Consider the following 24,904-nt stretch of genomic DNA (forward strand, 5'->3'; position numbering starts at 1 on the left):
GCTGAATAACGCTTTCACATGTCTCGTTTCTATCAAATATTGGTATACCGCTAAAAAAATGGACGTTAAATACCCCTAAAACTGAGTTTTAGAGGTCATTTATCCTATCCTTTATCCCTTGTTGTCAAATACAGTCTGTTCCTACACCCAAACAACAAAATTTTCGCCGTGTGGTAGGGTTTATTGGTGAAGTTGTATGCGCTATTTTTATTGCGATGATCTGGGAAGTGTAAACCGGAATACGGTACCTATCGAAGCCGTTTGCAGCAGCTCGATCGTTCCCCCATTTACTTCAGCGAGTAGTCGGCAAATCGGCAATCCGAGACCTAGTCCTTGCTTTTTCTTGCGGCGACTGTTTCCTCTGTAGTAGCGTTCGAAAATATATGGGACTTCATCGGGAACGATCCCTTTGCCATTGTCAGAAATATCGATTGTGAGCATTGATTCAGTCAATCTTGCAGTAATCTCGATGAGTGTTGCCGCAGCTGCGGCGCTGTTGCTTAGCAAGTTGAGAAAAACTTGCTTCAAATGCGATCGATCACAGGTACATACCAAATCGGAAGGCAGCACATCAAGTTCCACTTGAACGGATGCAGATGCTTGAATTGTATGGAATTGCTGAATAATCTCCTCTATTAACGGCTCAAGTAAGACCTGAGACTTTTCAGGGTGAATCACACCTGACTCCATTGAAGAAAAATTAAGCAGATCGTTCACCATCACATGCATCCGCTTTGCCTCATTTAACCCGATATTTATGAACTCATTGGCTTTGCTGCCTATAACAACGCCTTCCTGAATCGCTTGGAGCATACCGCGGATTGAGGTGACCGGCGTACGCAGCTCATGTGAAACTCCGGCGAGCAGATCGGTACGCATACGTTCAAGTTGGTTTAGCCGTCCAGTCATTTCGTGAAAAGATTGAACCAGCCCGCTAATTTCACCTTCCTTTATGAGGTTCGGATCAGGCAAATGGGGCTGATAATTGCCTGAAGAAATCTGTTTGGCAGCACGGGCCAGTTGAATGAGTGGTCTTGTAAGAGAGCGGGACAACACGAAAACGACAGCCCAGCCGCATAAGGAAATAAGTCCAAACGTTAGCACAATGAGACCGTATATTTGGGGCAAACGACCCCCGTTATATTGAGCGGTCATATATAGAGTTCCTGAAATTTGATCGTTTTTATAGAAGGGCACACCAACACGCAGCCACTTTCCTGACTGTGTATCGACCTGCTCGCGAATTTTTTCACCTGAAAGAACTTCGTTTTGTCGGGGCGGGGATTCGAGATAAGCACCTACTTCTGCGTATGCATTGCTAAAAAAATAAATCATCTCGCCTGAAGTATTAAATATTTGAAATTGATAACCATCTGGAATTGAAGGGACGAGTTCTGAGGGGATCGAAGGGACGGATTCTTGTAATGGGAAATTTTCTGACGTTACGAGATCTGTTGGCGTTTCTTCTAAAGTATTTGAAGGTGAAGTTGAGACGGTAGGTTTTAACTGCAGGATCTCATCTATTTTACTAAATGAATCGCTCATCATTGCAGACCTCGCCTCAAGTAGTTGAAACTGCTGCTCCTCCGTGCTCATTCGAATCCAGTACATGCCAAACAAACCGATGCCCGTAAGCATGATAAGAAGAATCATCACATAACGCCATGTCCAATATCGTACCAAGGAAACAGAGGCAGCTTGTGGTTGGGCTTTCACATTGTTTTGAATTGACTTGCGCAGATGCTTAGTAAACACGTAAACTGTACCCCATTCCTCTAATCGTATCAATTTCCCCCTCGTGTGCAGGCCATTGATGAAGACTTTTGCGTAGCCGTTTAATGGAGGTATCTACAGAACGATCACCACCTTCAAAGTCTATTCCCCACACCTCATTAAGTAAATGATCGCGTTCAAAGCATTGATTGGGATGCTCCACTAGAAATTGAAGCAGCTGATAATCGCGGGGAAGCAAAGAAATCTGCTCAGTTCCGACTGTAACCGTTCGAGTGCTCACGTCAATAACCAAGCTGCCGATCCGCACGATATCCGAATCTGTCATGTAGACTGAGCGGCGGAGTACTGCTTGAATGCGGGCCATAACTTCCTGGGGATCGAATGGCTTGGCAATATAGTCGTCCGCCCCATGGTCAAACCCTTGGAGACGGTCTGGTACAGCGCCGCGTGCCGTAAGTATAATGACGGGACAGCTTCCCAGTTGCCTAATTTGGTGCAAAATTTCAATTCCGTTCTGATCATTCGGAAGCATAAGATCTAACAATACGAGATCGGGTTTCCAACTGAGAAACTGCTCCATCACATCGATTTCGCCCTCACCCGAATTCCACTTTACTTCATAATTGTCTTTTTCCAAATACGCTTGAAGTAAGCTTGCGATCGGTAGCTCATCTTCAATTAACAACACTCGCTTCAAGGAATAACCCATCCTTCCATAACCATGCTTTACAGTATTATTCTAACCATATCTATTCTTTCGAACAACAAAGCTGTCCCACAAGCACTCCGAAGTGGAAGATTACTTTGGGACAGCTCCAACTGCTCTATATATGTTACTTATTGCTTTTTTCTGCTTGTCTCGAATCTGTTAATTGCTCAGCTTTCATAAGCTTTCCTTCTTCTGTAAGCTGAGCAATCAGTTCATCTAACGTAATACCCTTTTCTTTTGCCATCTTCTCTAGGCTGACAGCTTCACTGGATTGTGCGCCTACAGTTATTTTGCTAGCTGAAGTTGACTCGATAGTACTTGTAGCTTTTTCAGGTTCAGTTGAAGGGACAGCTTTAGTCATCTTACCTTCCTTTTCAAGCTGAGCGAACAATTCCTCTAGCGTAATGCCTTTTTCTTTAGCCATTTTATCAAAGTTCGTGCTGTCATCCAATTTTTCTGCATCATCTGCACGGATTGCTTCAGTTGAAGCTGTTGTTGAAAGCGTTGCTGATACATTAGTTATACTGGATTTAATGGTTTCACCAATATTAGCGTCGCTGGCAGCATATGCAGATCCTCCGACAGCAGATACAGCGAGTAAAAGTGCAGCGATTGTTAGTTTTTTCTTCATTTTAAATTCCTCCTAGAGTGGTTTGTGCTTCTGCCATATGGTGAGCAGCGGCTACATTCTTAATATAGCTTCTGACTGTGTCGGGAATATGGCAGCATCAGAGTAAGTGTAAAATTGTCCCCTGTACTCAAGCCAAGCTATTCACAACAGCTAACACCTTGATAGGCTGTCAGATCTCCACCACCGTCCGCCCTCCCGTTACTAAAATAAAAATCGCCGTCCGATTCCCGACAGGGAACGTGAACGGCGACAATTTTAGAGTCATCACATAAGTGGCAGTTCAAAGCCGATATCACTTTGCAAAGCTAGTAGGCCAATTCCGCCAGCAGCTTGCCAAGCCGGTCAAGGTTCTGTTCATTACCTTCTATGCAGTACGGCTTAGCTTGTTCAAACTCCTCTTTTTTCTTGAAAAGTTGACGGAAGGTGACCCTGGTGCGGCCCTCGAAGCCCTCGAAGGTAGCCGTTACCCGAAATTCGTGGCCGGATAGATGATCAAGCACGACCCGCTCCGGCGGCACGATTTCCACAAAGACGTTATGGTTAGGATAATCCACGCCATCTGGTCCGTGCATGGTGTGCCGCCACGTACCCCCCGGCCTCATATCGCACTCGTGAAACGTATTCGTAAAGCCTTGCGGCCCCCACCATCGGGCTAACAAATCGGGAGTTGTCCAGGCCCGAAACACGAGCTCCCGCGGGACATCGTACTCGCGCGTAGCAATAAGTTCATTTTCACCTATAGTCATGTTCCTACCTACCCTTCTACTACCTTACCCAGTGCGTCCAACATGACGTTTGTACCGTGTTCCCGTACTTCCGGAGTATCATGTCCGTCAAAGAACACACCTTGCTCCGTGAAAATCAGCTTCGTGCCGCCCTCCACCTTAATAAGCTCGACCGTTGTGATCGAGACGGAGATGCGTATGCCACCCGCATCCAGGGTGTACGTATAGACAATGCGCTGCTCTGGGACAAGCTCCTGGTAGCTGGCGTCGAAGGTAAAGATCGGTCCTTCCGGCGGCCCACCGCTGCTGTACTCTTGTCCGCCAACCCGAAAGTCGAAGATGTCCGGCTTCGAAAACCACTTGGCTTTGGCAATCGGGTCAGCCCAGGCGTTATAAACCCGCTCCGGCGAAGCGGCATAAGTCCGCTCGACGACGAAGGTCGCATGTTTGACGAATCGTTCGTTCATTGTTTTTCCTCCTTAGGTTTCGGTATTCCGCTCTCTTCTGTAAGAAAGTCTCCCAATAGATCCAAATGGCGCTCCCAACTCTCTTGCCGCTCAATGATGGGCTTCTCAAAACGCATTTTCATCGCTTGCAGGAGGCTTGTGAAATCTTCAAGAGTTAATTCCGCCTTTCCCTGCATAAGCTTGGATACATGTCCGAGCTGCTCCAATAGTTTCTGCTGCAGTCTGATCTGCTCTTTAATTCGGCCTATCTGCAGGTTGACGATCTCAAGCGGACTGATTTGCCCGCCAGTTAAGGCCGACTTAATCTCCTCGAGAGATAAGCCCAGCTCTTTAAGCGATAAAATCTGGTGCAAGCGTGACAAGTCCGATTCACTGTACAGCCTGTGGCCGGATTCCGTCTGGCCGGATGGCGAGAACAAACCGATCTGATCATAAAAACGCAAGGTTCGTACGGTAAGCCCTGTCAGCTTGGCGAGGTCCCCGACCTTCCAATGTCTTTTCATTAACCATCTCCACTCTTTGGCACTAGCTATATTCCGGTAGCTCTATTATAAAACCTTACGTTACGTAAGGTGCAAGCGAAATCGTGATGCTCTACCAAAATTTTTTTTGCACCCCTGATTTCGAACACAAGCTATTATGTCTAACGTCGAAAACTCCGCCACGGCACTCGTTAATGCCATTTTATAAGAAATATTCGTTTGGAACCCCCAAAGGTATATTCGATTTACGTCTTAATCATTCAAGATTTATTAACTAACACCTTACGTATTTGCGCTTGAAGCCGAGTTTCCCTTTTTCTACTACCTTTTTTATATTAACGGAAGCGTTCAAGAGCTTGCTTTTTGCGGTACCCCGATTGACTTCTACCGGACCTACTTCCTTCGCGACTTCGACCGACTTATCATGAAGCGGCAGATAGGATACCGCCACAGTATACATGAAATTGTTCATCGCGTATTTCGTGCGTTCGGGGGCATCATGAATCCTATTTTTTATAAGTTCCAACATATCGGCGATTTTCCCTTCGGAAAATTCTCTATCCGGACGATTGCCGAGCAGCCAGCAATAACAGCTCCAGCCCGCCGACATTTTCAGCTCTATATCGCTTGCAATCCATTTATCGGCAACTTCTTGCGCAATATCCGTTTCTGCCAAAGTTACTGCTACCACATAATCCGATAGCATATAAAAATAAGCTCTATCAATCCATCGTTCAAAATCCGCCTCAGACATTGCTTTAGGATCCGCGATCACCCCGGCAAAGTACATAGCGTCGTAATTCCCTGTAGCATAGAGCTGCTCGGCCAATGGTTGATTACGTTTTATTTTCCTGAAGATGGATTTCATCTCGCCTGTGGCCACGCCAAAAAGCGGTTCGTGCGCTCCATTGGATTGGTATATCTTCTTGGTGCGTTCCTTGCCGAGAGCTTCAAGCTCTTGCATGACCATTTCTAGATTCATTGTTCGCACTTCCTTTTTGATAGTTTGCCCTTAGGGATGAGGCCGTCTTTACTTGAATATATCATAAAGCGGCTTTAATCCAATGAAATCAGGACCAAGACCGCTTGATTTTGTTTAAACACGGTAATCGATTAACAATGAAAAGTATGCTAACATAATATTTATTACAAGCCACAATATTTGGGGTGATCGGAATGTTGGAACGTTCCATGGAGAATGTAATGGAATCCGTGAAAGGAAGGAGTGATGTTTAGAATAAAAAAGAAAAGAGGACGATTACAATGAATAAATACCAAAATATAAATAGCGATGGATTTGAACTGAATTATAGTGTAAAAGGAACTGGGAAACCTATTTTGGTGATAGGCAGCAGTGTTTATTATCCTCAACTATTCTCAGAAGATTTATATGATACATTCCAGTTTATTTTCCTTGATCATAGAGGATTTGTGAAGCCGCCCCGAACTCTGCAACCCGAAGATTATAGATTGGACAAAGTATTAGATGATATAGAGACGGTAAGGCAGGATCTTAACTTAACAAATTTCATCCTATTAGGGCATTCAGGACATGCTTTCATGGCTTTGGAATATGCTAAAAAATATCCCTGCCATGTCCAAAAAGTTGCCTTATTGAATTCAGCACCTACAAATAGCGAGGAAAGACAGCGTCAAAGTTTTGCATTTTTTAATGAGACGTCAAGTCCAGAGAGAAAAAGACAGTTCGAGATGGATATTGCTTTGTTAGAAAGTGACATTCAGAAAGATCCTGAACGACGATTCGTTCACATGTGTATTCGGATGGGAGCCCAAAGCTTTTATGACTATACATTTGACGCAGCTTACATGTGGGAAGATGTATATACGAATATGCCAATTATCGATCATCTGTGGGGAGAAGCATTCGGAGAATTGAATCTTATACAATCACTCGCTAACTTCAACAAACCAGTATTTATCGGTTTAGGCAGGTATGATTATTTGGTAGCGCCTGTTTCACTTTGGAATTCTGTTGATGATACCTATGAGCACGTGAAAAAAGTGATCTTTGAGCATAGTGGTCACAATCCGATGTTTGAAGAACCTCGAACCTTTGACAAAGAGCTAAGCAAGTGGATTCTTGAGGGCAATTGAGGCTTTCCTTTGTATAACGAAAAACACTAAGTTGATTCTTAGTGTTTTTTTATTTCCTACCCCTTTGGTTTCGCCCTACTTATGATACGGTTCAGCTTAACGGGTCTATCGGAGAAAAATCTATCGCGGCGCAGAATTACCAACTTTTTATACCCGGTTCAAGTGCTATGATTAATATTTCGTAACATGCACAGAAGGCCGTCGAAAGACTCGCGACCTAGGACGTCTTTACCAGGCAGACTAAATACCTTACGACATTTATTATGTCTTGAAGGTGTTATAATGTGCCCAGGCATTACCATGAGCATGTCCCGTAAAGGAACGCCCGCTGATCATGCCCCCATCGAATCGTTTCATTCCACACTAAAGTCTGAAACGTTCTACCTCGAAGATCTCACGTGTACAACGACGGCAATCGTTGAACAGACCGTTCGAGACTACATCATTTACTATAACTCAATTCGGATTCAGGCGAAACTAAGTGTTTTGATCCCTGTCTTACAAACGGGGTGCAGCCCCCGAATGTGGTGGGTTTTCTTTCCATGTAACCTTCTAGCTACCTACCCGATCTAATATATGTAACGTTACGAACATACTAAACATTCTAGTCAAGAAAGCAGGTGAACCCTTGCATATAGATCCTATTGTCGTCAAAGCCAAAGCTGGGGACCCTGAAGCATTCATGCAGTTGATGCAAGAGATGGAGTTACCTTTATATAGAACTGCAAGGTCCATTGTCAACAAAGACGAAGATTGTGCAGATGCCCTGCAGGAGACGATGCTTAAAGCCCTTAAGTCCATCCACACACTCAGAGAGCCCGCTTTTTTCAAAACGTGGATCTTCCGGATTCTGATTAATGAATGCAACAAAATGGTCAAAAGCAGCTCAAGAGCCCTCCCTTACGGAGAGCTTCCCGACGTCCCTTCCACTTCCAAGGATTATGAGAAAATCGAATTATGGGATGCCGTTCAACATCTTGAGGAGAACCTACGGATTGTCATTCTCCTTCATTATCTACATGACATGCCGATCAGTCAAATTTCCGACATTCTCGAAATTTCTACGGTAGCCGTGAAGACCCGGCTGCATCGCGCCCGCAGAAAGCTAAAGCATTCATCTCAAATCAATCAAGAAATGGAGTTGCGACATGGCGAACACTAAGTTAGAAGAACAATTAAAGAACTGCCAAAGCCTACTTCCCAATCAGTTATCGGATATTACCCGCTCCAAGCTGAATGAGACTTACCAAATCATCAGGGAAACCAATAATTCCATTTCCCCCATTGAGAGAAAGACAAATGTATCAAGAACTTTTAAAAAATGGTGGGTTTCCACTGCAGCCGCTGCAATCCTTGGAGTTACATTCATTGCTTCCGGCTTTGTATCGCCCGCAATAGCTGATGCACTCAAGCAAATTCCGGTTCTGGGACAAATCTATTCATTATGGGGCGAAAACAACGCAGATCCCGGTGTTCAACAAGCCGAGGATTTCATCACAAACGTAAACCAAAGCGTGACCCATGGCAAGGTGACTATGAATATTCCAACGTTGTTATTTGACGGAACCCGAATTCTTATGAACGTAACCACTCCTGGAAATCGTCTGGATTCGGAGCCCAATTCGCCGCCTTCCGATGCCAATAAAGGGGCGGTGGATACGTTTGAGGTCCTCTATAAAGGCCAACCTCTGAGCTGGGATTACCAATTCATGGACGGTGAGAACACTTCCAGCCTAATCGTTCAGGTTACCAGCACTACTAGCATAAACCAGTCTGTCCAGTTCCCTGATCAGTTTGACTTGACTGTAAATGTAACGTTAAAGGGTTACGATGTCCCGTTCCAATTCGTTCTGCCTGTTACAAAATCAACGCCCGTTACCGTTCTAACTTCAGAGGAGACCAAGCATCACGATAACATTAACTTGCAGATCAGTAAGCTGGAAATCACCCCAATCACAACGCAGTTATCCGTTGAGTACAAAACCAAACCGGGCCAGAGCATAGAAGAAATGCTCGCTTCTATCCCTTCGAAATACAAGGGTGCTAACGGGGGCATCATCGCTCTTCAGTATGACATTGTGGATGAACATGGCGTTCAACTGAAGCCCATCGGTGGTCACCCCCTTAGCGAATCTTATACTATTCCCTTTGAACCCTTCAGGACTCTACCGCGTACCGTAACCATCAAACCGTACTTAGTCGTATCCGAAGGTCAAGCCCCAGCTGGGGTTACAGGACGGTGGGAAGACAAAAATATGGTCAAGAAATACATCCCTGAGCTAGAGACTGTACTTTCGGTGCAATAGTTCATCTGTAAAAAGGACCTTATTCTCTAGGTTAAAAGGATATGCAAACCTACAAAAGACGGAGCCATAATTGGCTTCGTCTTTTTATTTAAATGACTTTAGCCCTTGTCTGGCCTAACTCAAGCCGGCGGCAATAAATACAGGTTCTTGTCCTCCAAGAGCAACTTCGGATAACTACGGAGTAGTGAATTTCTACTTCGTTAGCTCTATCATCATATCGTCCAGAAGCCTGCTACCTCATGTTCTGAAACAGCGGGTGTATGATAGCCTACACACAACGTGAGTATATTACGATACGAGCTTGCACCCATACAGAAAAACAGGGCATACATTTGTTGGACAGCAGAAAACAACGCCATTAGGTAATTCATCCAATCCTGCGGTGCAGCTGGATATATGGCAATTTCTTGTTCTTCCTTCATAAGGAATCAACCTCCCATCGATTATTTCACGCAGTAATCCTCACCGATTTTGAAATTTTACAAACAATATTTAATATTATCTATAATATTAGTCAATAAACATCTTAGAGGCGATCGTGAATAATTGACGAAAACTGATCATTATGAACTGCCCATACCTTTTTAACAGTTCCCTACCAAAAAACATGCTGTTACTTATGATAAGGTTCCCCTTATACATCCGAACGTTATGAAGTCCCAGCTCCTTAGCAGTCTCCGCGACAGTCATTTCTTAATATAATAAACATAATGGCAACCTTCCCCTGCGTCACGGGAAGGTTGCCATCCTAAAGGAGTTGGAACTATTGTTGCTGAAGTTGCTATAACCGCACCTGCCGTTAGTGCAGACATACCTGCTTTTCTTAATATAGGATAAAGAGTAGCAAGTAGTATGATGGCGAGATTTGATGCACTGGGAATTACAAGTGATAATACGTTTCCAATTAAAAATACAACTGGAACTAGGATATAAACGGATTTAATTTTAGAAATCGGTTTCGTTAAGGCACTTACGGTTACTTCATTTGCACCAATGGATGACATATAAGCTGTATATCCGCCCAGTATGAGTACAATGAAGCCTGCTGCGCTAAATGTTTGTTTGAACTGTATGACTATAACCTGAAGGGGGTCTAACCACATGGACCCTGTTGATACGAATCCTTTAAGGTCTATCGCTTTTCCCATAAAAATACTAATTAATATGAGGATAGCCCCCATTAAGAACAATGTAATTTTAATATCCATTTTTTTAATTAACATAAAAATAACGATTGAAACAGCAATAATAGCAGAGGCATACATTAATATATTGGCATTCATGATTATTTTCCTCCCAATTTCCTCAGGATGTAACTTAATTACATTTCTTCAAGCTTTCCATAAACCATTGCTTGAACATTTGTGGATCTATATCAACACATACTTTTGCATTAGAAGGTTTTCCTAAATAATTTTTCAAATCCACTATGGTACACCCCGTTGTCAAGGAACCACTCAACTCCACATCAACAAATGTATCCACTACTTGAAACATTTCCGGCTGGAGCAAGTAGGCAATGGCACAGCTATCGTACATTTTCAATCCTGTTTTCATGCTACCGCCTCTGTATTTTTGGAATAACTGGTAAATCATTTTCCCCGTCTGATTCATATCCTTTAACTGCTCGCTATCTTCAGGGTATACTAGAGCCTTCAATCCAACATCGAGTCCCACCATAACAATTGGCAAACCGCTTTGGAATACGATCTTCGCTGCTTCTGGGTCGGCAAAAATATTAAATTCCGCCATTACTCCTGCGTTTCCACGAGTTGTGGAACCCCCCATTAATACAATTTCAGCAATATTTTCTTTCACTCCTGGATACAGTTTTAGTAAAAGAGCAATATTAGTCAATGGACCAATAGGAACTATAGTGATTGGTTTTTCACTAGCCATAATGACACGATACATTGCATTCACGGCATGCTCTTTTAATACAAGGTCCTCGGTCGGTTCTTCAAAATCATACCCATCCATCCCTGTAGATCCGTGTATATCACTTGCATCAATCGGTTCTTTGATAAGCGGTCTTTCAGCCCCGAGGGCAACCGGCACCCTTTTATTGAAAAATTGCAGTAATCGTAAAGCGTTAATTGTTACCTTATCCAGTCCAACGTTTCCGGCAACCGTGGTTATTAAGCGAACATCTAATTCTTCACTGTAAAGTGCAATTGCGAGTGCAACTGCATCATCAATCCCTGGGTCTGTGTCAATAATAATAGGTCTCTTTGTCATTTCTTTCGTTCCTCCTTATATATACTTAAGCGATCTCATGAATTCCAAGTCTGATCAAAACTGACTCCTCATAAACTCTTCAACCTCTTCCCTAGTAGGCATTCCTGTCTGTGCCCCAAGCTTTGTGGTCGATAGGGCAGCAACAGCATTGCCGTATTTACAAGCTTCTCTTAAATTAAATCCTCTACACAATGCAAGGGCTAGCCCACCATTAAATGCATCGCCTGCACCTGTAGTATCGACAACATCTATTGTATAAGCAGGAATTGTTGTTTCCTGGTTGCCCTCAAGGATAGAAACACCTTGACTTCCTTTAGTGACGATCAGTTTCCCATCTAATTCTTCTGAGCGTCTATCTTTTTTCAAAAGCAGCTGTTCATGTTCATTTGGGGTAAGATAGTCAATATTCTTCACTAATTCTGAGGAAAGCTCTTGAATAGGGGCTGGATTTAGAATGACAGTTACTCCGTTTTCCTTGGCAATCTCTGCTGCTTTTATCACACCTTCTAGTGGAATTTCCAACTGAAGAATGAGAATGTCACTACCTGCAATAACATCTCGTTTGGACTCAACGAATGCGGCTGTTACATGATTGTTAGCAGCAGGTACGACAATTATACTGTTGTCTTGATTAGAAACGATGATTGTAGCCGTTGCAGTTACTTCTGTAACCGGTTCCACATTGCTCACATCGACACCTTCCTTTTGAAGATGTTCGAGAATATCTTTACCAAACCTGTCGTTCCCCACGCAACCAATTAGTTGGACATGTGCTCCAAGTCTAGCCGAAGCTACTGCTTGATTAGCCCCTTTGCCTCCAGGATTCATCTGAAATTGATCACCGAATACTGTCTCGCCAATATTTGGTAAGGGAGATGCTATGGTTACCAAATCCATATTAATACTTCCAACAACGGTTATCTTCGGTTTCTGCTCCATACCAGTATGCTCCTTAAGTCGATTTTCTCTCTATAAGTTCAATATCCAATGTATAATAGGTTTTCTCAATAGACTGTTGCTCCATAAGACTAACTAGTATTGTAGTTGCTAGTTCTCCCATTTCGTAGATAGGTTGCGCAATAGTTGTTAGTTCAGGCGTCATGATGGTAGAAATAGTAATTCCGTCAAAACCAATAATGGCGAGTTCCTCAGGGACCTTTTTACCAAGCTGATAAGCCGCTTTAATGGCACCCATGGCCATAATATCATTAGCTGCAAAGATACCATCAATTTCAGGGTGCAGGCATAAGAGCTCTCGCGTCGCTTCAACGGAAGATTCCATGTCATAGTTCCCATTCACAATATAGCTCTTTCTAAACCATGGCTCTTCAGCTACTACGTCTGTATAGCCTTCGCAACGTTCTTCAGCATTGACAACCCCATAGGTACCTCTAATGTGGCCGATTCTTTTACACCCTTTATTTTTCAAGAAACGTGTGGCGATGATGGCGCCTTTCTTATTCTCTACAACAATCGTCGGGAGACCTTTGCTAATTTCCCTATCAATGCTTACGATCGGAATATTAAGTTCTCCTATCTGTTCAGCCGTTAAAGTATTAGACGAAACAATAATGCCGTTGACATAGTTTTGTTTCAAAACGTCTAAATAGGCTTGTTCTTTTTCTCTATTTTCATCTGAATTGCACAAAATGACATTGTATCCCAGCTTGGTGGCCATGTCTTCAACAGCTCTAGCTAACTCTGGAAAAAAGGGATTCATAATATCAGGCACGATTAAGCCAATTGTGTTAGACTGCTTCTTGAAAAGACTTCTCGCTATTTCATTCGGTTTGTAGTTCAGTTCTTTAATCGCTTTTTCAACCTTTTCCCTCGTGCTCTGACCAACATATCCTTTATCGTTCAGCACCCTAGACACCGTGGCAACGGAAACGCCAGCCAGCTTTGCAACATCTTTAATTGATGACATTATTCTCACTCCAGACGAAATAGGTAACCGGTTACACATTTAATATACTACTGATTAAATTGGTAAGTCAATATATTTATCACCTGGAAAAGATACCCACCTACTAGGTATATAGGTACCTAGGCGAAAAAGAATCTACCTGAAGTCTTGAGTGGGAGAGTAGGTGCCCGAATGTGTAAAGAATCATGTCACATCATCAGCAGCACACTGCTTTCACCACTTACCTACTCCAGCCTCTTTAAGCGCCTCTACGCTTTCTCCGCGCGAAACTTTAGCCGTCATTTATGGTGCGGTTCCCCGCATCATCCCTAACCCTAAAACTTTATGATGCGATATTACTGCAAAAATATGCTTTATCTCTGAACTCCCTGTCTACTAAGCTTTCCCGATTCGTCTTATAAATGTCAACTTCTAAGTCTCGATTTTGGATTGACTTCAAATGAGTCTTGATCACACAATGCAAAAAAGAGGGGGTAATCAGTCCCCTCTTTCGCATGCGTCTAGTGCCACAGCCGTTGAATGAAGATTAGCAGCAAGCCTACTGTCAAGCCAGTCGCTACTCCAATCACATACTGAACAGCATAGTCATGCATCTTGCTTTGGCTTTTTCTTTTCATTCTCATACGTAGCCTCCATGTACTCATGGGGTACGTACTGAGACTAGGGCAGAACTCTAATAACACCTTTGTAGAAAACGTATTACCAACTTTATTACATTACGTATTGACCAAATTATTTGTCCTTCTCCTTCACTCATCAAGAGCGCATTTACCAAGTTTAACTTGGTATCGTTTGACCCCAAGCCAGGGGAATTCAACTGACTCACATTATTATTTATAATGAGAGTCACTCCTCAAACTGCACTAGCCTACAGAACTTACCCGTAGTTAGTGTCGGGAGCAACAGCTCCTTATTACATTATATTCATATAATTTCCTACTAGCAACATTAGAGAGAAACCGACAAAGCACTATTCTTGGGTACTGTTCTGTCTTCTTAAATTTTGAACTGCCAGAGCAAGATTTTGTTTTTTGCCAGCTTCGCTCCACTCATCCCAAAACTTTACTGAACCAGAATTAGGCTGATATTCTGGCTTCTGAATTTTTATTCTGCTTGGTAATAAACAAGAATCCCCTACAACAATCGCTTCTCCGACTCCAAGTGTCGGAAGTTGATCCTGAATGCCTCCAAGGTTTTCTGGAAGCAAGTTAGCTACTGCACTTTTATCAGAATGATTCGATAACCGAAGTGCAACGACATTATTACATTGACTCATTACTGTAGTGTTCAATTCAGATGGACGCTGACTAATAATGAGTAAACTAACTCCATACTTACGTCCTTCCTTGGCAATTCGCTCAAAATGAGCCAAAGCTCGTGCTTCAGCTGCATCAGCTGCCAATCGGTTAGGCAAATATAAATGCGCTTCATCACAGACAATCGCAATCGGATGTCTCAAGGCACTGGCCGACCATTGCTGTACTTGAAAGACTAGTCGAGCTACTAAACTAAGTACAATTGGCAATATATCTGAAGGAACTTCGCTAAAATCGATTATTTTCACACCAGGATTACGATCATCATTTGCCTTCATTAACTTTTCAACCAAATAATCAAGGTAATTCACGGAAAGCTGTTCTTGCTTTAAAGCGAACAAAAATCCGTGTCGCCTATCACTTCTCTTTGATTGAAGTCGAGGTAAAAACCGATTAAACTTTCCATTGAAAGGACCATTGACTGGTCCGGTTTTACCTTGAACTTTTTGTTCATTTAATTCAGTGATTGCATTCACAACATCATCTAAGCTATATGGAACTGGACTGTCGATGGTAAAGGTATCAAGTTCCTTTTTCATTCCTTCAGTTTCTAAGACAGTTTTTTTAGCGTTTATTACTGCGTTGCTGAATGCCATCGATTGATTGGGAGCATTTTCATCACTTCTGTCTAGTATAAGAGCGAGCATATCTTCATAGCCCAGTAGCCAGTATGGGAGAAAAAGAACGTCCTCATTCGGATTTTCTAAATCTCCCGGTCCAGCAATTCGATAACGAGTGATATTCGGGTGATCAGCTAAAGGTTCATATTCCCCGTGTAAATCAAAAACAATCATGTTGGAGTCTTTAAGACCCGCAACCTGCTCAATGATTCTGGCGACTGTCCATGATTTACCTGAACCAGTAGAACCAACGACCATAGCGTGTCTCTGGAAAAATGCGTTGCCGTCCAAAAGAGCATGTGCATTTGCCGCCATTGTATATGTACCCAATGATAGTGGGGTTTTCGATTTAGCAGTTTCCTCAGCGATTAAACCAGTAAATAGAGTCAGATACTCACCATATAACAAAAAGCAATCTGCACCGATTTCTGGGAGGTTCTCAACTGACCGTGTAAATGACGGACGTTCTTTGCCTGCACGAGGTCCTTTGAGTGTGCCTAGAGCATTGATGGTAATGTCATTATTGACAGTGCTGCCGTCTGCGAAAGTAGTCTCATCGTGTTCGTATTCTAGCCGAATTACTCGCTCAATGCGACCAACCAAACGAGTATTTGGATCAGAAGTGTTTATAATAACATAACCATTTACATTTACTTTTCGAAGTTGATCTTCATTTGAACTCGAAACATTCACACGGTAACTATCAACTTTGTTAACATATCCGACAAAATACTCACTGCTAATGTTAAAAAGATCTAGGCGTTGCTGCATAAGATTCAGCTCCCCAAGCTTGATTTAAAAGTTCAGTAAATGTCCAATGATTCGATTCTTGCAGAATAAAGGATTCAAATTTATCGCTGATAATCTCGCTGTAATCGCCTTTTTTTTGTACTGTAACGAAGTTTTTAATTATCTTTGCTTCAATTAACGCTTTCGCAGTACTAGATAGTTCCATAGCCAAGATAATTTTCGGTATAGATTCATTTCGTAATAACGGTTCAAAACTGCCCTGAATGTGCAAGTCGTTAAACCCAAACCCTAAGAACAATAGAGCATTGCATCCAGTCAAAACCTGTTTCATTTCTGAAAGTACCGTATAATATGGTTCCATGTGTGTCTCAAGATATTTTCTTGTTCCAGGAGTTACAATAGTCGGCGTTAGTCGAACCTGCTCTAGAAACGGTACTAAATGAGTACCGACTCCAGGCACTTTTATTACATCGCCATTAGGAATTTTAAACCAACTTAGAGAACCATGTGGTTTATAAATTCGTAAATGAGGATGAGTAATATTATTCAAGTTCTTTCCATTCCCAATTCTTATGGTTCGATTCATTTGTTCATTCAGCTTGCTTACTGAAAGAGGAGAACCAATTGAACCTTCGTTAAATCCGTCCCAGATTTTCCAACCTGCTTTTGAAGCAGACCATTCGATCAAATGATCATAATTTGTCGTCACTATGTGAATGATTTTTGTGCTCGAGGTAATGAATTTTGAAAAGTATCGAACGAAGCCTGTTGGATCAACATTGGTTGAAATCTCTAGAAGCAACTTCTGCTCATCTGTTGAAATGCAACGCCAAGAGTGTTGAATGATTTCTTGCAAAAGCGTATTGCTAACAGCCTCTCCTGAATTCTGAAGTACTTCTTCGAGACCCATTCCATTTGTTAATTTTGACTTAATTTCATCCCATATGAGTCTTTCATGGGCATTCAATTTGTTCGTTGCTACATTTTCCGATAAATAAGTTGCCAGTTTCCCCATACCAGAGATTCCAGCGCCTGCAGATATACCGCTTCCAACGATAAGTACAGGGTTTAATTTGAAAGTTTGATCTATAAAATCAGAATACTTATTTCTCATAACATTTCCCCTTGAACATTACGACATAAATTACCAGTCGCTTTAACTCAAAGTTCGACATTTCTTACGAAAAACCTGCAATTATTCCTAGCTGAAAAAAACTGCATTCTAATAACTACTTATTCCGCACAAAAGGTGATCCCGATGATGGGGTAACCTTTATTTTTAATATTGAGGTTTTATACCCAATACAATCCCCTCATCCAGAATTGAAGTGAATCGAACCTCATCTACAAGATCGGAGATAAATGTTTTAGGGTCATTTATGATACGGCTCCCCCCGAATTATCTTAAACGCGCGGTACACTTGCTCCACCAGCACCAGCCGCATAAGCTGATGCGGCAAGGTCATGCGCCCGAAGGAGAGCTTCAGCTCAGCGCGCGCCAACACTGCGGGGGCTAAGCCTAGCGAGCCCCCGATTACAAAGGCCACGTGGCTGCGCCCGTACGTGGCCAAGCCCTCTACGTGCCGCGCGAGCTCATCGCTCGATAGCGGCTTGCCGTCAAGCGCGAGCACCACGACGTAGGCGTCGCTCTTGATCTGCGCGAGGATGCGTTCGCCCTCGCGCTGCTTCACGAGCGCCTCCTCCGCGGCGCTCATAGATTCCGGTGCCCGCTCATCCGGCACCTCAACGATCTGCACCTTGGCATACGGCCCAAGGCGCTTCACATATTCGGCAATCCCCTGCACGAGATATGCCTCCTTCAACTTCCCAACCCCAACAATCTGAATATGCATCGCATATGCCCACCTTTCATCAATCTCACCTGGATTTGAACCTAATGACTCAACTCCACTATTACCTATCTGCTTCCACCCAAACAAAAAAGAAGGCCAACACACGGCCTCCTCTATTTCCTTGTTACACAACTAAGAATCGTGCCTGCTCCAAGCAGCGTTCACAATGCGCCGGCGGCTCCCATGCAGAGAAACGCACTTCCTCCAGATCAACAATATCTGGCGCATCCTCATACTCATCAACAAATTGATCAATAGCTAGCTCTAGATGATCCTTGCAAACAACATGCATAACTTGACCCCGCTCCACATTAAACTCTATTCTATTTCTCAATCCTTACCTACCAAGTTTGTATTTATCAGCGTGCATTTACGGTATTTTATCTAACCAGCCTATCATTCCGCATTCTTGCATCTATCAATCGCACATATTCCTCATACTGACAAATTTTTGTCCTTTTTAAGCTTTCAGTTACCCCATTTCAGTAAAAAATTCCTCTACCGATCCTTCAACTCAGCGGTAGTCAATGTCACTGTAGCCTTTTTACCGCCGCGGTAATAGGTAACGGTGATTTTATCGCCTATTTTCTTCTGACTGTAAATATATTTACGAAGCTCCATCGTACTATTAACTTGCTTGCTGTCCAACTCTACAATGACATCATTCGTTTTTAAGCCTGCATCCTTGGCCGGCCCTGTCGCATCAAGTACAATAATACCAGTTTTCACATTAGAGGGCAGCTTTAATACTTCCGTTCCCGTAAAAGATTGTAAATCTTGTGTGACAACACCCAAATAAGGCCTTTTTATTTTATGGTCCGTGATCAATCCCTCAATAATTTGCTTCACCGAATTAATAGGAATGGCGAAACCGAGTCCTTCCACACCCATATCGGCCACCTTCAACGTGTTGATGCCGACTACCTTGCCTTCGAGATTAACCAGTGCTCCGCCGCTGTTGCCCTGATTGATAGCTGCATCCGTTTGGATAACCTCCATCTCCCAATCCAAATCGCCCTGCTGACCTAATGAAACGGGAATGATCCGTTTAGGCCAGCTGATGATGCCTTTGGTAACGGTTGGAGCATAACCTAGTCCAAGCGGATTGCCAACAGCAATCGCCGTTTCACCGGCCTTCAGCGTGTCCGAATCTCCGAACTCAGCCAATACCTTAATACCAGCGCTATCGATCTCCAGAACAGCCAAATCGGTCATTTGATCACGTCCCACTAGTGTCGCTTTTTTCCGCTCTCCAGTCGTTGTAACGACATCAAGCTGGGCAAAGCCCTCCACTACATGGTTATTCGTAACGATGCGGATTTTATCCCCAGCCTTTTGAAACATAACACCCGAGCCCAGTCCCATGGAACCGCCACGTGCAGTTTCCTTCTCGCCTTCCTTCTTGGAGCCGATAATACTAATGACCGTAGGTCCTACCTTCTCGGCGGCGCGAACGACTGAATCGCTGTTAAGCTGCTGCGCATCAGGTTTAATACCGGGAGCGCCTGTACTCGCCGATGAGGTTGCCAATGTCGTGCCACTGGCACCACCAGACCCACCCGCACCAAACATCATTACCAATCCAAGCGTAACCGCTGCGCCCCCCAAGGCTGGCAATAGCCATCCAGGCAGCTGCCCTCTAATCCCCTGTCCTAGCCGGCTTCCCCCAGCCGACCATTCCATTTTGCGGGATACTTTTGTGGAATAAAAATCATCATCGAACAGACTCATCGTTTCCGCTCCCTTTCCCGCCCCGCCAGGCAGATCCCTCGCCACTAGCAATCTCAAAAACTTTTAAACAAACAGGAATGTTTTGTTCCCTATAAGACTAGAATAAGAGTATAGAATCCACTTCCGAAAGCCGAAAGGATGACCCTCCCATGAATCGTAACCGCATCTCCGACCATTTGGAGCAAGTAGATTTGATTGCTAAGCTTGCTGACTTAAAGAACGCCCATTACCAGAACTCGCTACTGGTCAGTGCTCTCATTGAGCTGCTGGTAGAAAAGGAAATCATAACCGCTCAAGATATTGCTTCGATGTCTGCTCAACTGGATGCTTCGTTCTCGCCTACTCCTCATCCAGCTGATCCCACTCTGTAGCGCGATCATAATATGTATCCATCAGCTTAGCTCGATGATCATCTGCCGAGAGACGATCCTCTACCATATTATTCACGGTCAGTCTGGCCAAATCCATTATATTATGGTCACGACTCAAATGAGCCAGATAGACCCGCTTCGTCTTAGACGTCATTACATCACATAGTCCGATTCCGGCTGCTTCGTTCGATAAATGGCCCAAGTCGCTCAGAATTCGGCGTTTAATGTTCCACGGGTATTTGCCCATGCGAAGCATCTCAATATCATGGTTCGATTCCAGCACAAGCACATCGCTATCGCGAATTTGCTCCTTTACTTTGGAGCTCATATAACCGAGATCGGTTGCTAAGCTCAGCTTTTGATCGCCTTCATAGAAACAATAGCCAACCGGCTCCGCAGCATCATGTGAAATTCCATAGGATTCAACGCGCAGCTCCCCAAAATTACGAAAGTCACCGGTGTCCATCACACAGCGCTTGTCCTCAGCGATCTCTCCAATCTGCTTATCCAATGCAGCCCAAGTCTTCTCATTTGCGTATACAGGCAAGTCATACTTCCGAGCCATCGCTCCGAGCCCTTTGATATGATCGGCATGCTCATGTGTCACCAGAATAGCATCCAGCTCCGAGGCCGACATATCCTTTTCCTTCAACAGCTGGTCCACTTTCTTAGCACTCAATCCGGCATCTATCAGCACCTTGTTCTCTGCTGTTGCCACCACCATCGCGTTCCCTGTGGACCCGCTGGCCAAAACACTAAATCGAATCCCCATCCGTCTAACTCCCATCTGACCTTGGGATTCTGTCCAACCATAGCAAAGCCATAAACATGAATTCATCCTTGGTTATTGCGGCGAAAGAGATGATACTCCATCCTTACTCTCTCACCATTCCCTTATCTCCCCACATATTCCATGAAATATTTAGGAAGATCAGCTCGTCGGACAGCCCCTAGTAATGCTAATTACTTTTTATTTCTCTGAGGAGGCTCTACAGCCCCATTCAGCGCATGTACATAATAGATATCACCATTGCCTAACGCAACCCGCCAATACGGCACCATAAACCTCGTTTGAGTATTGTAATCTTGTCCATGATACCCCAACTTGATGCTGCTGACTACCGTTCCGCTTGGGAAATAGGTTTCAATTAAGCTTCGCAAGACCGTATAAGGCGATATCACCTTTTGCTCCTTTTGGTCTCCTTCTGATGTAACCTCAACATATTCTTGCCGGTACGCTGCAACCATCCCATTTTGCTCAATAAGCTCAAGTTTTACCTCAAACATCGGCAGCGACCGATACAGCTGGTGGAACACATATGTACCGTTTGTGCTCAGCACCGGATCATACTGATAATTTTCCATATAGGGAATCGACGCTTTTGCCGCTGCATCCTTCGTTGATCCCTTGCTCATCAATGGACTATATTTAAAAGGAGCATCCAGCATAATTTGCTTATCCGATTTCATCTTTTCGTCAAACCGCACTTCGATCTCCTGCAATCGAGGTACTTCCTTAGGCATCTCAGCCGATACTTGAATATTCTTGCTCTTGAGTAGTCTTTGAATTTCCTCTGTAGCACTGGCTGTGTTGGCGTCAAATTCCAGAAGATCAGATCGGGTTGTCCATAACTGGAAGCCCAACACTATATTTAGCAATAAGAATGATAGAATCAAGATTGTTTTAGCTCGCCCCCAATCCAAAGGCAACCCTCCCTTCCTTCAACATAATTCAAACGCTGCCCAACCCAGCTTTTTCGCAGAACCCGTCAGCTCTAAGAGCCTTTCCTAATCCATTCACTCCAAAAACTCATAGGTGCCATCCCGAAGCTCTACCGTCCATACCGGAACCAACTCCATGGTTTGCTCTCCAATCATTGGACGATACCCTGGGAACACAGATATTATAGAGCTTTTCTTGCTGTATTGATTCAGCTTTGCGTCCAAAATCTCACCACTGCTCAAAGTCAATTCCTTACTGCTTGATTTCAACAGGTCGGGTATGATCATGGAGCGTTCATAGCTGGCTACAATTCCTTTTTGCATGACAATTTTAATAAAACCAATGTTATCACTGCGCTGGTTCATTATCGGAAGCGACTTGTAATATTGACGGAAGACAAACGCCTGGTTAGACGGAAGCAGCTTCTGAGGAACCTTATAGACGGAGTATTTGCCGTTCCAGCCGCCATGCTGGTTCACGAACTGTACGGCTGACAACAGATTGTCGCGCAAGTCCTCCTTGCTGTCCACTGGAGCTATCGGATCTGTATAGGTCATCCACCGTTGGTCGTTCCTCAGCTTCAACCCCCGCTTCGTATCCGTATAAATTTCCGAGCCGTCCCGCTCCGAAAGCTTTCTTGTTATGGCTGGATCAACGAAAAAGCTTCGTTTCAACTGATCAACCGTATACTGGGTGAAAGGTATCTTAACCACTGGGAATGCAACTGGCTTCAACGGTAAATAGTAATCGTCACCTGCTAGCTTATAGGGAACGATCTCCTCTTTGGGTAGAATGCCTTCCAGTGACACGAACCGTTCGATATCTTTAGCGGATATATCCGACTTCACTACCTCATACATCGTACTAGAAGTATCCGTAAAAAGGAGGGTTCGCACATCATCTTTGGAGTCCTTTGTGAAAATCCAAATCCTTGTGATAACGTCATTCTCCGGAGGAAGCTCGCCCTTTAACTGCATAACCCGCTGCAGCACATTAATCGGGATACCATCTCGAAAGCGTACCTCGATCCCCTGCTGCTTATTGCGGATCTCATCCCAATTCAGACCTAATACGGCCGGCGTAGTTTTGCGAAAGCCTTCCAGCGATCGCTGCCTTACATTCTCTACCACCCGCTTATAGGGATCTGTATCTGGATACAGCAGGGTATGCTGTTGGTTGCCCAGGTGCAGCACTACCTGATCGGGAAATAACAGATCCTCCAAAACCGCTTGCGATCCAATCGGCTCCGTCTTTACATACTCCTCCTGCACTAATGGGTCAAATTTGGGTGAGCTATACGATAAATAGTAGCTCTGCAATAAGCTAAGCCCGACAAGCAGCACCAGTATAACCGACTTCAGCTTCTCGATCATACCGCAGCCTCCTCATTCAAGGTGTACGGCAACGTGAAGGTAACCCTCGTGCCTTGTCCCAACTCCGACTCCAGCATAATCGTTCCGCCATGCGCCCTTACTATTTCCCGGGCAATCGACAGGCCAAGACCTGTCCCTCCCATACTGCGCGAACGAGCCTTATCTACACGATAAAACCGTTCAAAAATGCGGCTTAAATCCTTCTTGGGAATACCCATTCCGTTATCCTGCACCGAAATCTCAAGCAGCTGCGGCTCTGGACGGTGGGCACCAATCGAGATAAGCCCGCTATCTGCCGTATACTTGATTGCATTGGACACCAAATTGTCCAACACCTGATCAATCCGGTCACGGTCCAGTGTGATTTCTCCAACCTCGGGAGCCACTTGAATCGCTATGTCAATGGAACGCTGCTCCAGCTGGAACGAGAAGCGGTCTGCAACCTCATCGAGCATCTCCGCAACATCCGTCAGCTCCCTGCTAATGACTGCCTGTCTCGAATCCAGCCTAGAGAGCTGCAATAGATCCGTAACGAGCCGAATCATCCGCTCTGTTTCATTGCGTGTTACGCTGACGAATTTGGCGGACAGCTGCGGGTCTTCTAAGGCGCCGTCCTCCAGCGCCTCCAGATAGCTCTTAATCGTCGTCAGCGGTGTCCTTAGCTCGTGGGACACGTTAGCTACGAACTCGCGTCTGGACTCCTCCAGCTTCTCCTGATCGGTAACATCCTGCAGCACCGCTATTGTACCTGCTGATCCTTTGCCTTTGCTGTAGATCGTTGTGAAGGTCAGCTTAACCGATAGCTGCTCCTCTTCATCATGATCAAAGCGCAGCAGCAGCGAAGGATACTCGCCTACTTCAAGCTTTCGCATCTCTTCTCGCGTTATGCCGAGCACCAAGGGAAGTGGCTTGCCAAGGGTAGTATCCTCGTTCAACTGCAGAATTTGCTTCGCCCTCCGGTTGATAACGATCACCTTTCCATCGTCATCCGTAGCAATCAGGCCGTCGTTCATATTCGACAGAATCGAAGCGAGTCTCTCCTTCTCTTCCTCATTGAGCGACAAAGCATCTTTAAGCCGCTCCATCATGAAGTTGAACGTTTGGCCCAACTGCCCAATCTCATCGCGCCCCAGCACTGGAACCTGAGCGTTAAATCGCCCTTCCGCTACCGCCGTGGCCTGTCGCGTAATCGCTTTGATTGGATTCGTAATAGTCGCTGACAGCATCACACCGAGCACGACCGTCAATCCTAATGCAAACAAAGTCCCTGTCAGCAAAAACTGATTAATCCGGTTCATCGTGTTGTACAGTTCTTCCATGGAGGCAATGATATACACTGCCCCATTAACCTTTACCCCTGAACCGATCGGCTTGGCAATAATCATCTTGCGTATGCCGTCAAAATCGGTAAACATTCGTTGGTTATCCTTGATCCCCTGGAGCGCCCGGTTGACTTCGGTTTGTGTATTCTTCTGTCCGACAATCGCCTGATGACCGACCATGGAAGTCGACAAGACGAGCCCATTCGCATCAATAACTTGAATCTCAGCGTTGCTGATTGCAAACAAATTGTTAACCACATCATTTAAGTCGCTATACGACTTCCGAGTCTCGCCTTTATTTTCCTCACTGTTCACTGATAAATACGGCTCCACGAACTGCGCCAGAAGCTGCGCCTGCTTGTTATGCGAATCAATGAAGTCCGTCTTGAAATAGCTCTCCAATGTCCGGATGAAATAAACTCCGATGAATTGCATAGCAATCAGAATCAGCAATACATAAATCGTGATCAGCTTCGACTGAATCGACTGAAAGAAACGAATTCCTTTCATG

General features: G+C 44.3%; 26 protein-coding genes and 1 pseudogene. 5 read left to right on the forward strand and 22 right to left on the reverse strand.

Annotated elements, in window-relative coordinates; all coding sequences use genetic code 11:
• Positions 1 to 207 precede the first annotated feature (207 nt).
• The 7 genes from GC093_RS16145 to GC093_RS16175 form a co-directional block, all read right to left on the reverse strand.
• Positions 208 to 1,788: a HAMP domain-containing sensor histidine kinase gene (locus GC093_RS16145; protein WP_246314535.1), complete on the reverse strand. Its 1,581-nt coding sequence runs from the start codon at positions 1,786 to 1,788 to the stop codon at positions 208 to 210.
• The gene (locus GC093_RS16150; protein WP_171652917.1) at positions 1,745 to 2,431 is read right to left on the reverse strand and encodes a response regulator transcription factor; all 687 of its coding nucleotides are present in this window, start codon (positions 2,429 to 2,431) and stop codon (positions 1,745 to 1,747) included. Before GC093_RS16150 ends, GC093_RS16145 begins: the two co-directional genes overlap by 44 nt.
• Before the next feature lie 136 nt (positions 2,432 to 2,567).
• A complete protein-coding gene (locus GC093_RS16155; protein ID WP_171652918.1) occupies positions 2,568 to 3,074 on the reverse strand; it encodes a hypothetical protein in 507 nt (168 codons plus the stop codon).
• A 305-nt stretch (positions 3,075 to 3,379) separates the two neighbouring features.
• Positions 3,380 to 3,820 (reverse strand): SRPBCC family protein, encoded by a 441-nt coding sequence (locus GC093_RS16160; RefSeq protein WP_171652919.1) that lies wholly within the window; start codon positions 3,818 to 3,820, stop codon positions 3,380 to 3,382.
• A gap of 8 nt (positions 3,821 to 3,828) precedes the next feature.
• Positions 3,829 to 4,266 (reverse strand): SRPBCC family protein, encoded by a 438-nt coding sequence (locus GC093_RS16165; protein WP_171652920.1) that lies wholly within the window; start codon positions 4,264 to 4,266, stop codon positions 3,829 to 3,831.
• On the reverse strand, positions 4,263 to 4,769 hold the full coding sequence (locus GC093_RS16170; RefSeq protein WP_171652921.1) for a MerR family transcriptional regulator: 507 nt from the start codon (positions 4,767 to 4,769) through the stop codon (positions 4,263 to 4,265). Before GC093_RS16170 ends, GC093_RS16165 begins: the two co-directional genes overlap by 4 nt.
• 253 nt (positions 4,770 to 5,022) lie before the next feature.
• Positions 5,023 to 5,730: a DNA alkylation repair protein gene (locus GC093_RS16175; RefSeq protein ID WP_171652922.1), complete on the reverse strand. Its 708-nt coding sequence runs from the start codon at positions 5,728 to 5,730 to the stop codon at positions 5,023 to 5,025.
• A 281-nt stretch (positions 5,731 to 6,011) separates the two neighbouring features.
• On the opposite strand from GC093_RS16175, the gene GC093_RS16180 reads away from it, so the two are divergent.
• The 4 genes and pseudogenes from GC093_RS16180 to GC093_RS16195 all read left to right on the forward strand — a co-directional run bounded on the left by GC093_RS16180 (position 6,012) and on the right by GC093_RS16195 (position 9,169).
• Entirely contained in the window at positions 6,012 to 6,863 is an 852-nt protein-coding gene (locus GC093_RS16180) for an alpha/beta fold hydrolase (RefSeq protein ID WP_171652923.1), read from the forward strand.
• A gap of 291 nt (positions 6,864 to 7,154) precedes the next feature.
• A pseudogene (locus tag GC093_RS16185) lies at positions 7,155 to 7,436 on the forward strand (IS3 family transposase); the annotation flags it as partial.
• 55 nt (positions 7,437 to 7,491) lie between these two features.
• Positions 7,492 to 8,025 (forward strand): RNA polymerase sigma factor, encoded by a 534-nt coding sequence (locus GC093_RS16190; RefSeq protein ID WP_171652924.1) that lies wholly within the window; start codon positions 7,492 to 7,494, stop codon positions 8,023 to 8,025.
• Positions 8,012 to 9,169 carry a DUF4179 domain-containing protein gene (locus GC093_RS16195; RefSeq protein WP_171652925.1) on the forward strand — a complete coding sequence of 386 codons (1,158 nt, stop codon included), beginning with the start codon at positions 8,012 to 8,014 and terminating at the stop codon, positions 9,167 to 9,169. Before GC093_RS16190 ends, GC093_RS16195 begins: the two co-directional genes overlap by 14 nt.
• Positions 9,170 to 9,381: 212 nt before the next feature.
• Here GC093_RS16195 and GC093_RS16200 read toward each other — a convergent pair whose 3' ends face one another.
• From GC093_RS16200 to GC093_RS16245, 11 genes are all read right to left on the reverse strand, one after another.
• Positions 9,382 to 9,591 (reverse strand): hypothetical protein, encoded by a 210-nt coding sequence (locus tag GC093_RS16200; RefSeq protein WP_171652926.1) that lies wholly within the window; start codon positions 9,589 to 9,591, stop codon positions 9,382 to 9,384.
• A 264-nt stretch (positions 9,592 to 9,855) separates the two neighbouring features.
• Positions 9,856 to 10,452, reverse strand: coding sequence for a transporter permease (locus GC093_RS16205; RefSeq protein WP_246314537.1), 597 nt, complete (start codon positions 10,450 to 10,452; stop codon positions 9,856 to 9,858).
• Positions 10,453 to 10,486: 34 nt separating this feature from the next.
• Positions 10,487 to 11,407: a ribonucleoside hydrolase RihC gene (gene rihC / locus GC093_RS16210; protein WP_171652927.1), complete on the reverse strand. Its 921-nt coding sequence runs from the start codon at positions 11,405 to 11,407 to the stop codon at positions 10,487 to 10,489.
• A 54-nt stretch (positions 11,408 to 11,461) separates the two neighbouring features.
• Positions 11,462 to 12,346 (reverse strand): ribokinase, encoded by an 885-nt coding sequence (rbsK, locus tag GC093_RS16215; protein WP_171652928.1) that lies wholly within the window; start codon positions 12,344 to 12,346, stop codon positions 11,462 to 11,464.
• 13 nt (positions 12,347 to 12,359) lie between these two features.
• A complete protein-coding gene (locus GC093_RS16220) occupies positions 12,360 to 13,334 on the reverse strand; it encodes a LacI family DNA-binding transcriptional regulator (protein ID WP_171652929.1) in 975 nt (324 codons plus the stop codon).
• A gap of 500 nt (positions 13,335 to 13,834) precedes the next feature.
• Entirely contained in the window at positions 13,835 to 13,957 is a 123-nt protein-coding gene (locus GC093_RS36430; protein ID WP_281365254.1) for a hypothetical protein, read from the reverse strand.
• Between the two features lie 347 nt (positions 13,958 to 14,304).
• Positions 14,305 to 16,041 carry an ATP-binding protein gene (locus GC093_RS16225; protein ID WP_171652930.1) on the reverse strand — a complete coding sequence of 579 codons (1,737 nt, stop codon included), beginning with the start codon at positions 16,039 to 16,041 and terminating at the stop codon, positions 14,305 to 14,307.
• Entirely contained in the window at positions 16,016 to 17,134 is a 1,119-nt protein-coding gene (locus GC093_RS16230; protein WP_171652931.1) for an SIR2 family protein, read from the reverse strand. The genes GC093_RS16225 and GC093_RS16230 overlap by 26 nt, the downstream gene beginning before the upstream one ends.
• A 259-nt stretch (positions 17,135 to 17,393) precedes the next feature.
• A complete protein-coding gene (rlmH, locus tag GC093_RS16235) occupies positions 17,394 to 17,873 on the reverse strand; it encodes a 23S rRNA (pseudouridine(1915)-N(3))-methyltransferase RlmH (protein ID WP_171652932.1) in 480 nt (159 codons plus the stop codon).
• Between the two features lie 124 nt (positions 17,874 to 17,997).
• Complete coding sequence (locus tag GC093_RS16240) at positions 17,998 to 18,165, reverse strand: CxxH/CxxC protein (RefSeq protein WP_171652985.1); 168 nt, start codon at positions 18,163 to 18,165, stop codon at positions 17,998 to 18,000.
• Positions 18,166 to 18,371: 206 nt separating this feature from the next.
• The gene (locus GC093_RS16245; RefSeq protein ID WP_171652986.1) at positions 18,372 to 19,604 is read right to left on the reverse strand and encodes a S1C family serine protease; all 1,233 of its coding nucleotides are present in this window, start codon (positions 19,602 to 19,604) and stop codon (positions 18,372 to 18,374) included.
• A gap of 149 nt (positions 19,605 to 19,753) precedes the next feature.
• Between GC093_RS16245 and GC093_RS16250 the strand changes: the two genes are divergently transcribed.
• On the forward strand, positions 19,754 to 19,975 hold the full coding sequence (locus GC093_RS16250) for a hypothetical protein (protein WP_171652933.1): 222 nt from the start codon (positions 19,754 to 19,756) through the stop codon (positions 19,973 to 19,975).
• Here GC093_RS16250 and GC093_RS16255 read toward each other — a convergent pair.
• From GC093_RS16255 to walK, 4 genes are all read right to left on the reverse strand, one after another.
• Positions 19,944 to 20,747 (reverse strand): MBL fold metallo-hydrolase, encoded by an 804-nt coding sequence (locus tag GC093_RS16255; RefSeq protein ID WP_171652987.1) that lies wholly within the window; start codon positions 20,745 to 20,747, stop codon positions 19,944 to 19,946. The two genes, GC093_RS16250 and GC093_RS16255, sit on opposite strands and share 32 nt — an antisense overlap.
• Before the next feature lie 191 nt (positions 20,748 to 20,938).
• Positions 20,939 to 21,652 (reverse strand): two-component system regulatory protein YycI, encoded by a 714-nt coding sequence (yycI, locus tag GC093_RS16260; protein ID WP_246314545.1) that lies wholly within the window; start codon positions 21,650 to 21,652, stop codon positions 20,939 to 20,941.
• 120 nt (positions 21,653 to 21,772) lie between these two features.
• Positions 21,773 to 23,071 carry a YycH family regulatory protein gene (locus tag GC093_RS16265; RefSeq protein ID WP_171652935.1) on the reverse strand — a complete coding sequence of 433 codons (1,299 nt, stop codon included), beginning with the start codon at positions 23,069 to 23,071 and terminating at the stop codon, positions 21,773 to 21,775.
• Positions 23,068 to 24,903, reverse strand: coding sequence for a cell wall metabolism sensor histidine kinase WalK (gene walK, locus GC093_RS16270; protein WP_171652936.1), 1,836 nt, complete (start codon positions 24,901 to 24,903; stop codon positions 23,068 to 23,070). Before walK ends, GC093_RS16265 begins: the two co-directional genes overlap by 4 nt.
• Position 24,904: the final 1 nt, after the last annotated feature.

It is taken from the genome of Paenibacillus foliorum (assembly GCF_013141765.1).
In the GTDB taxonomy this organism is placed as follows: Bacteria; Bacillota; Bacilli; order Paenibacillales; family NBRC-103111; genus Paenibacillus_S; species Paenibacillus_S foliorum.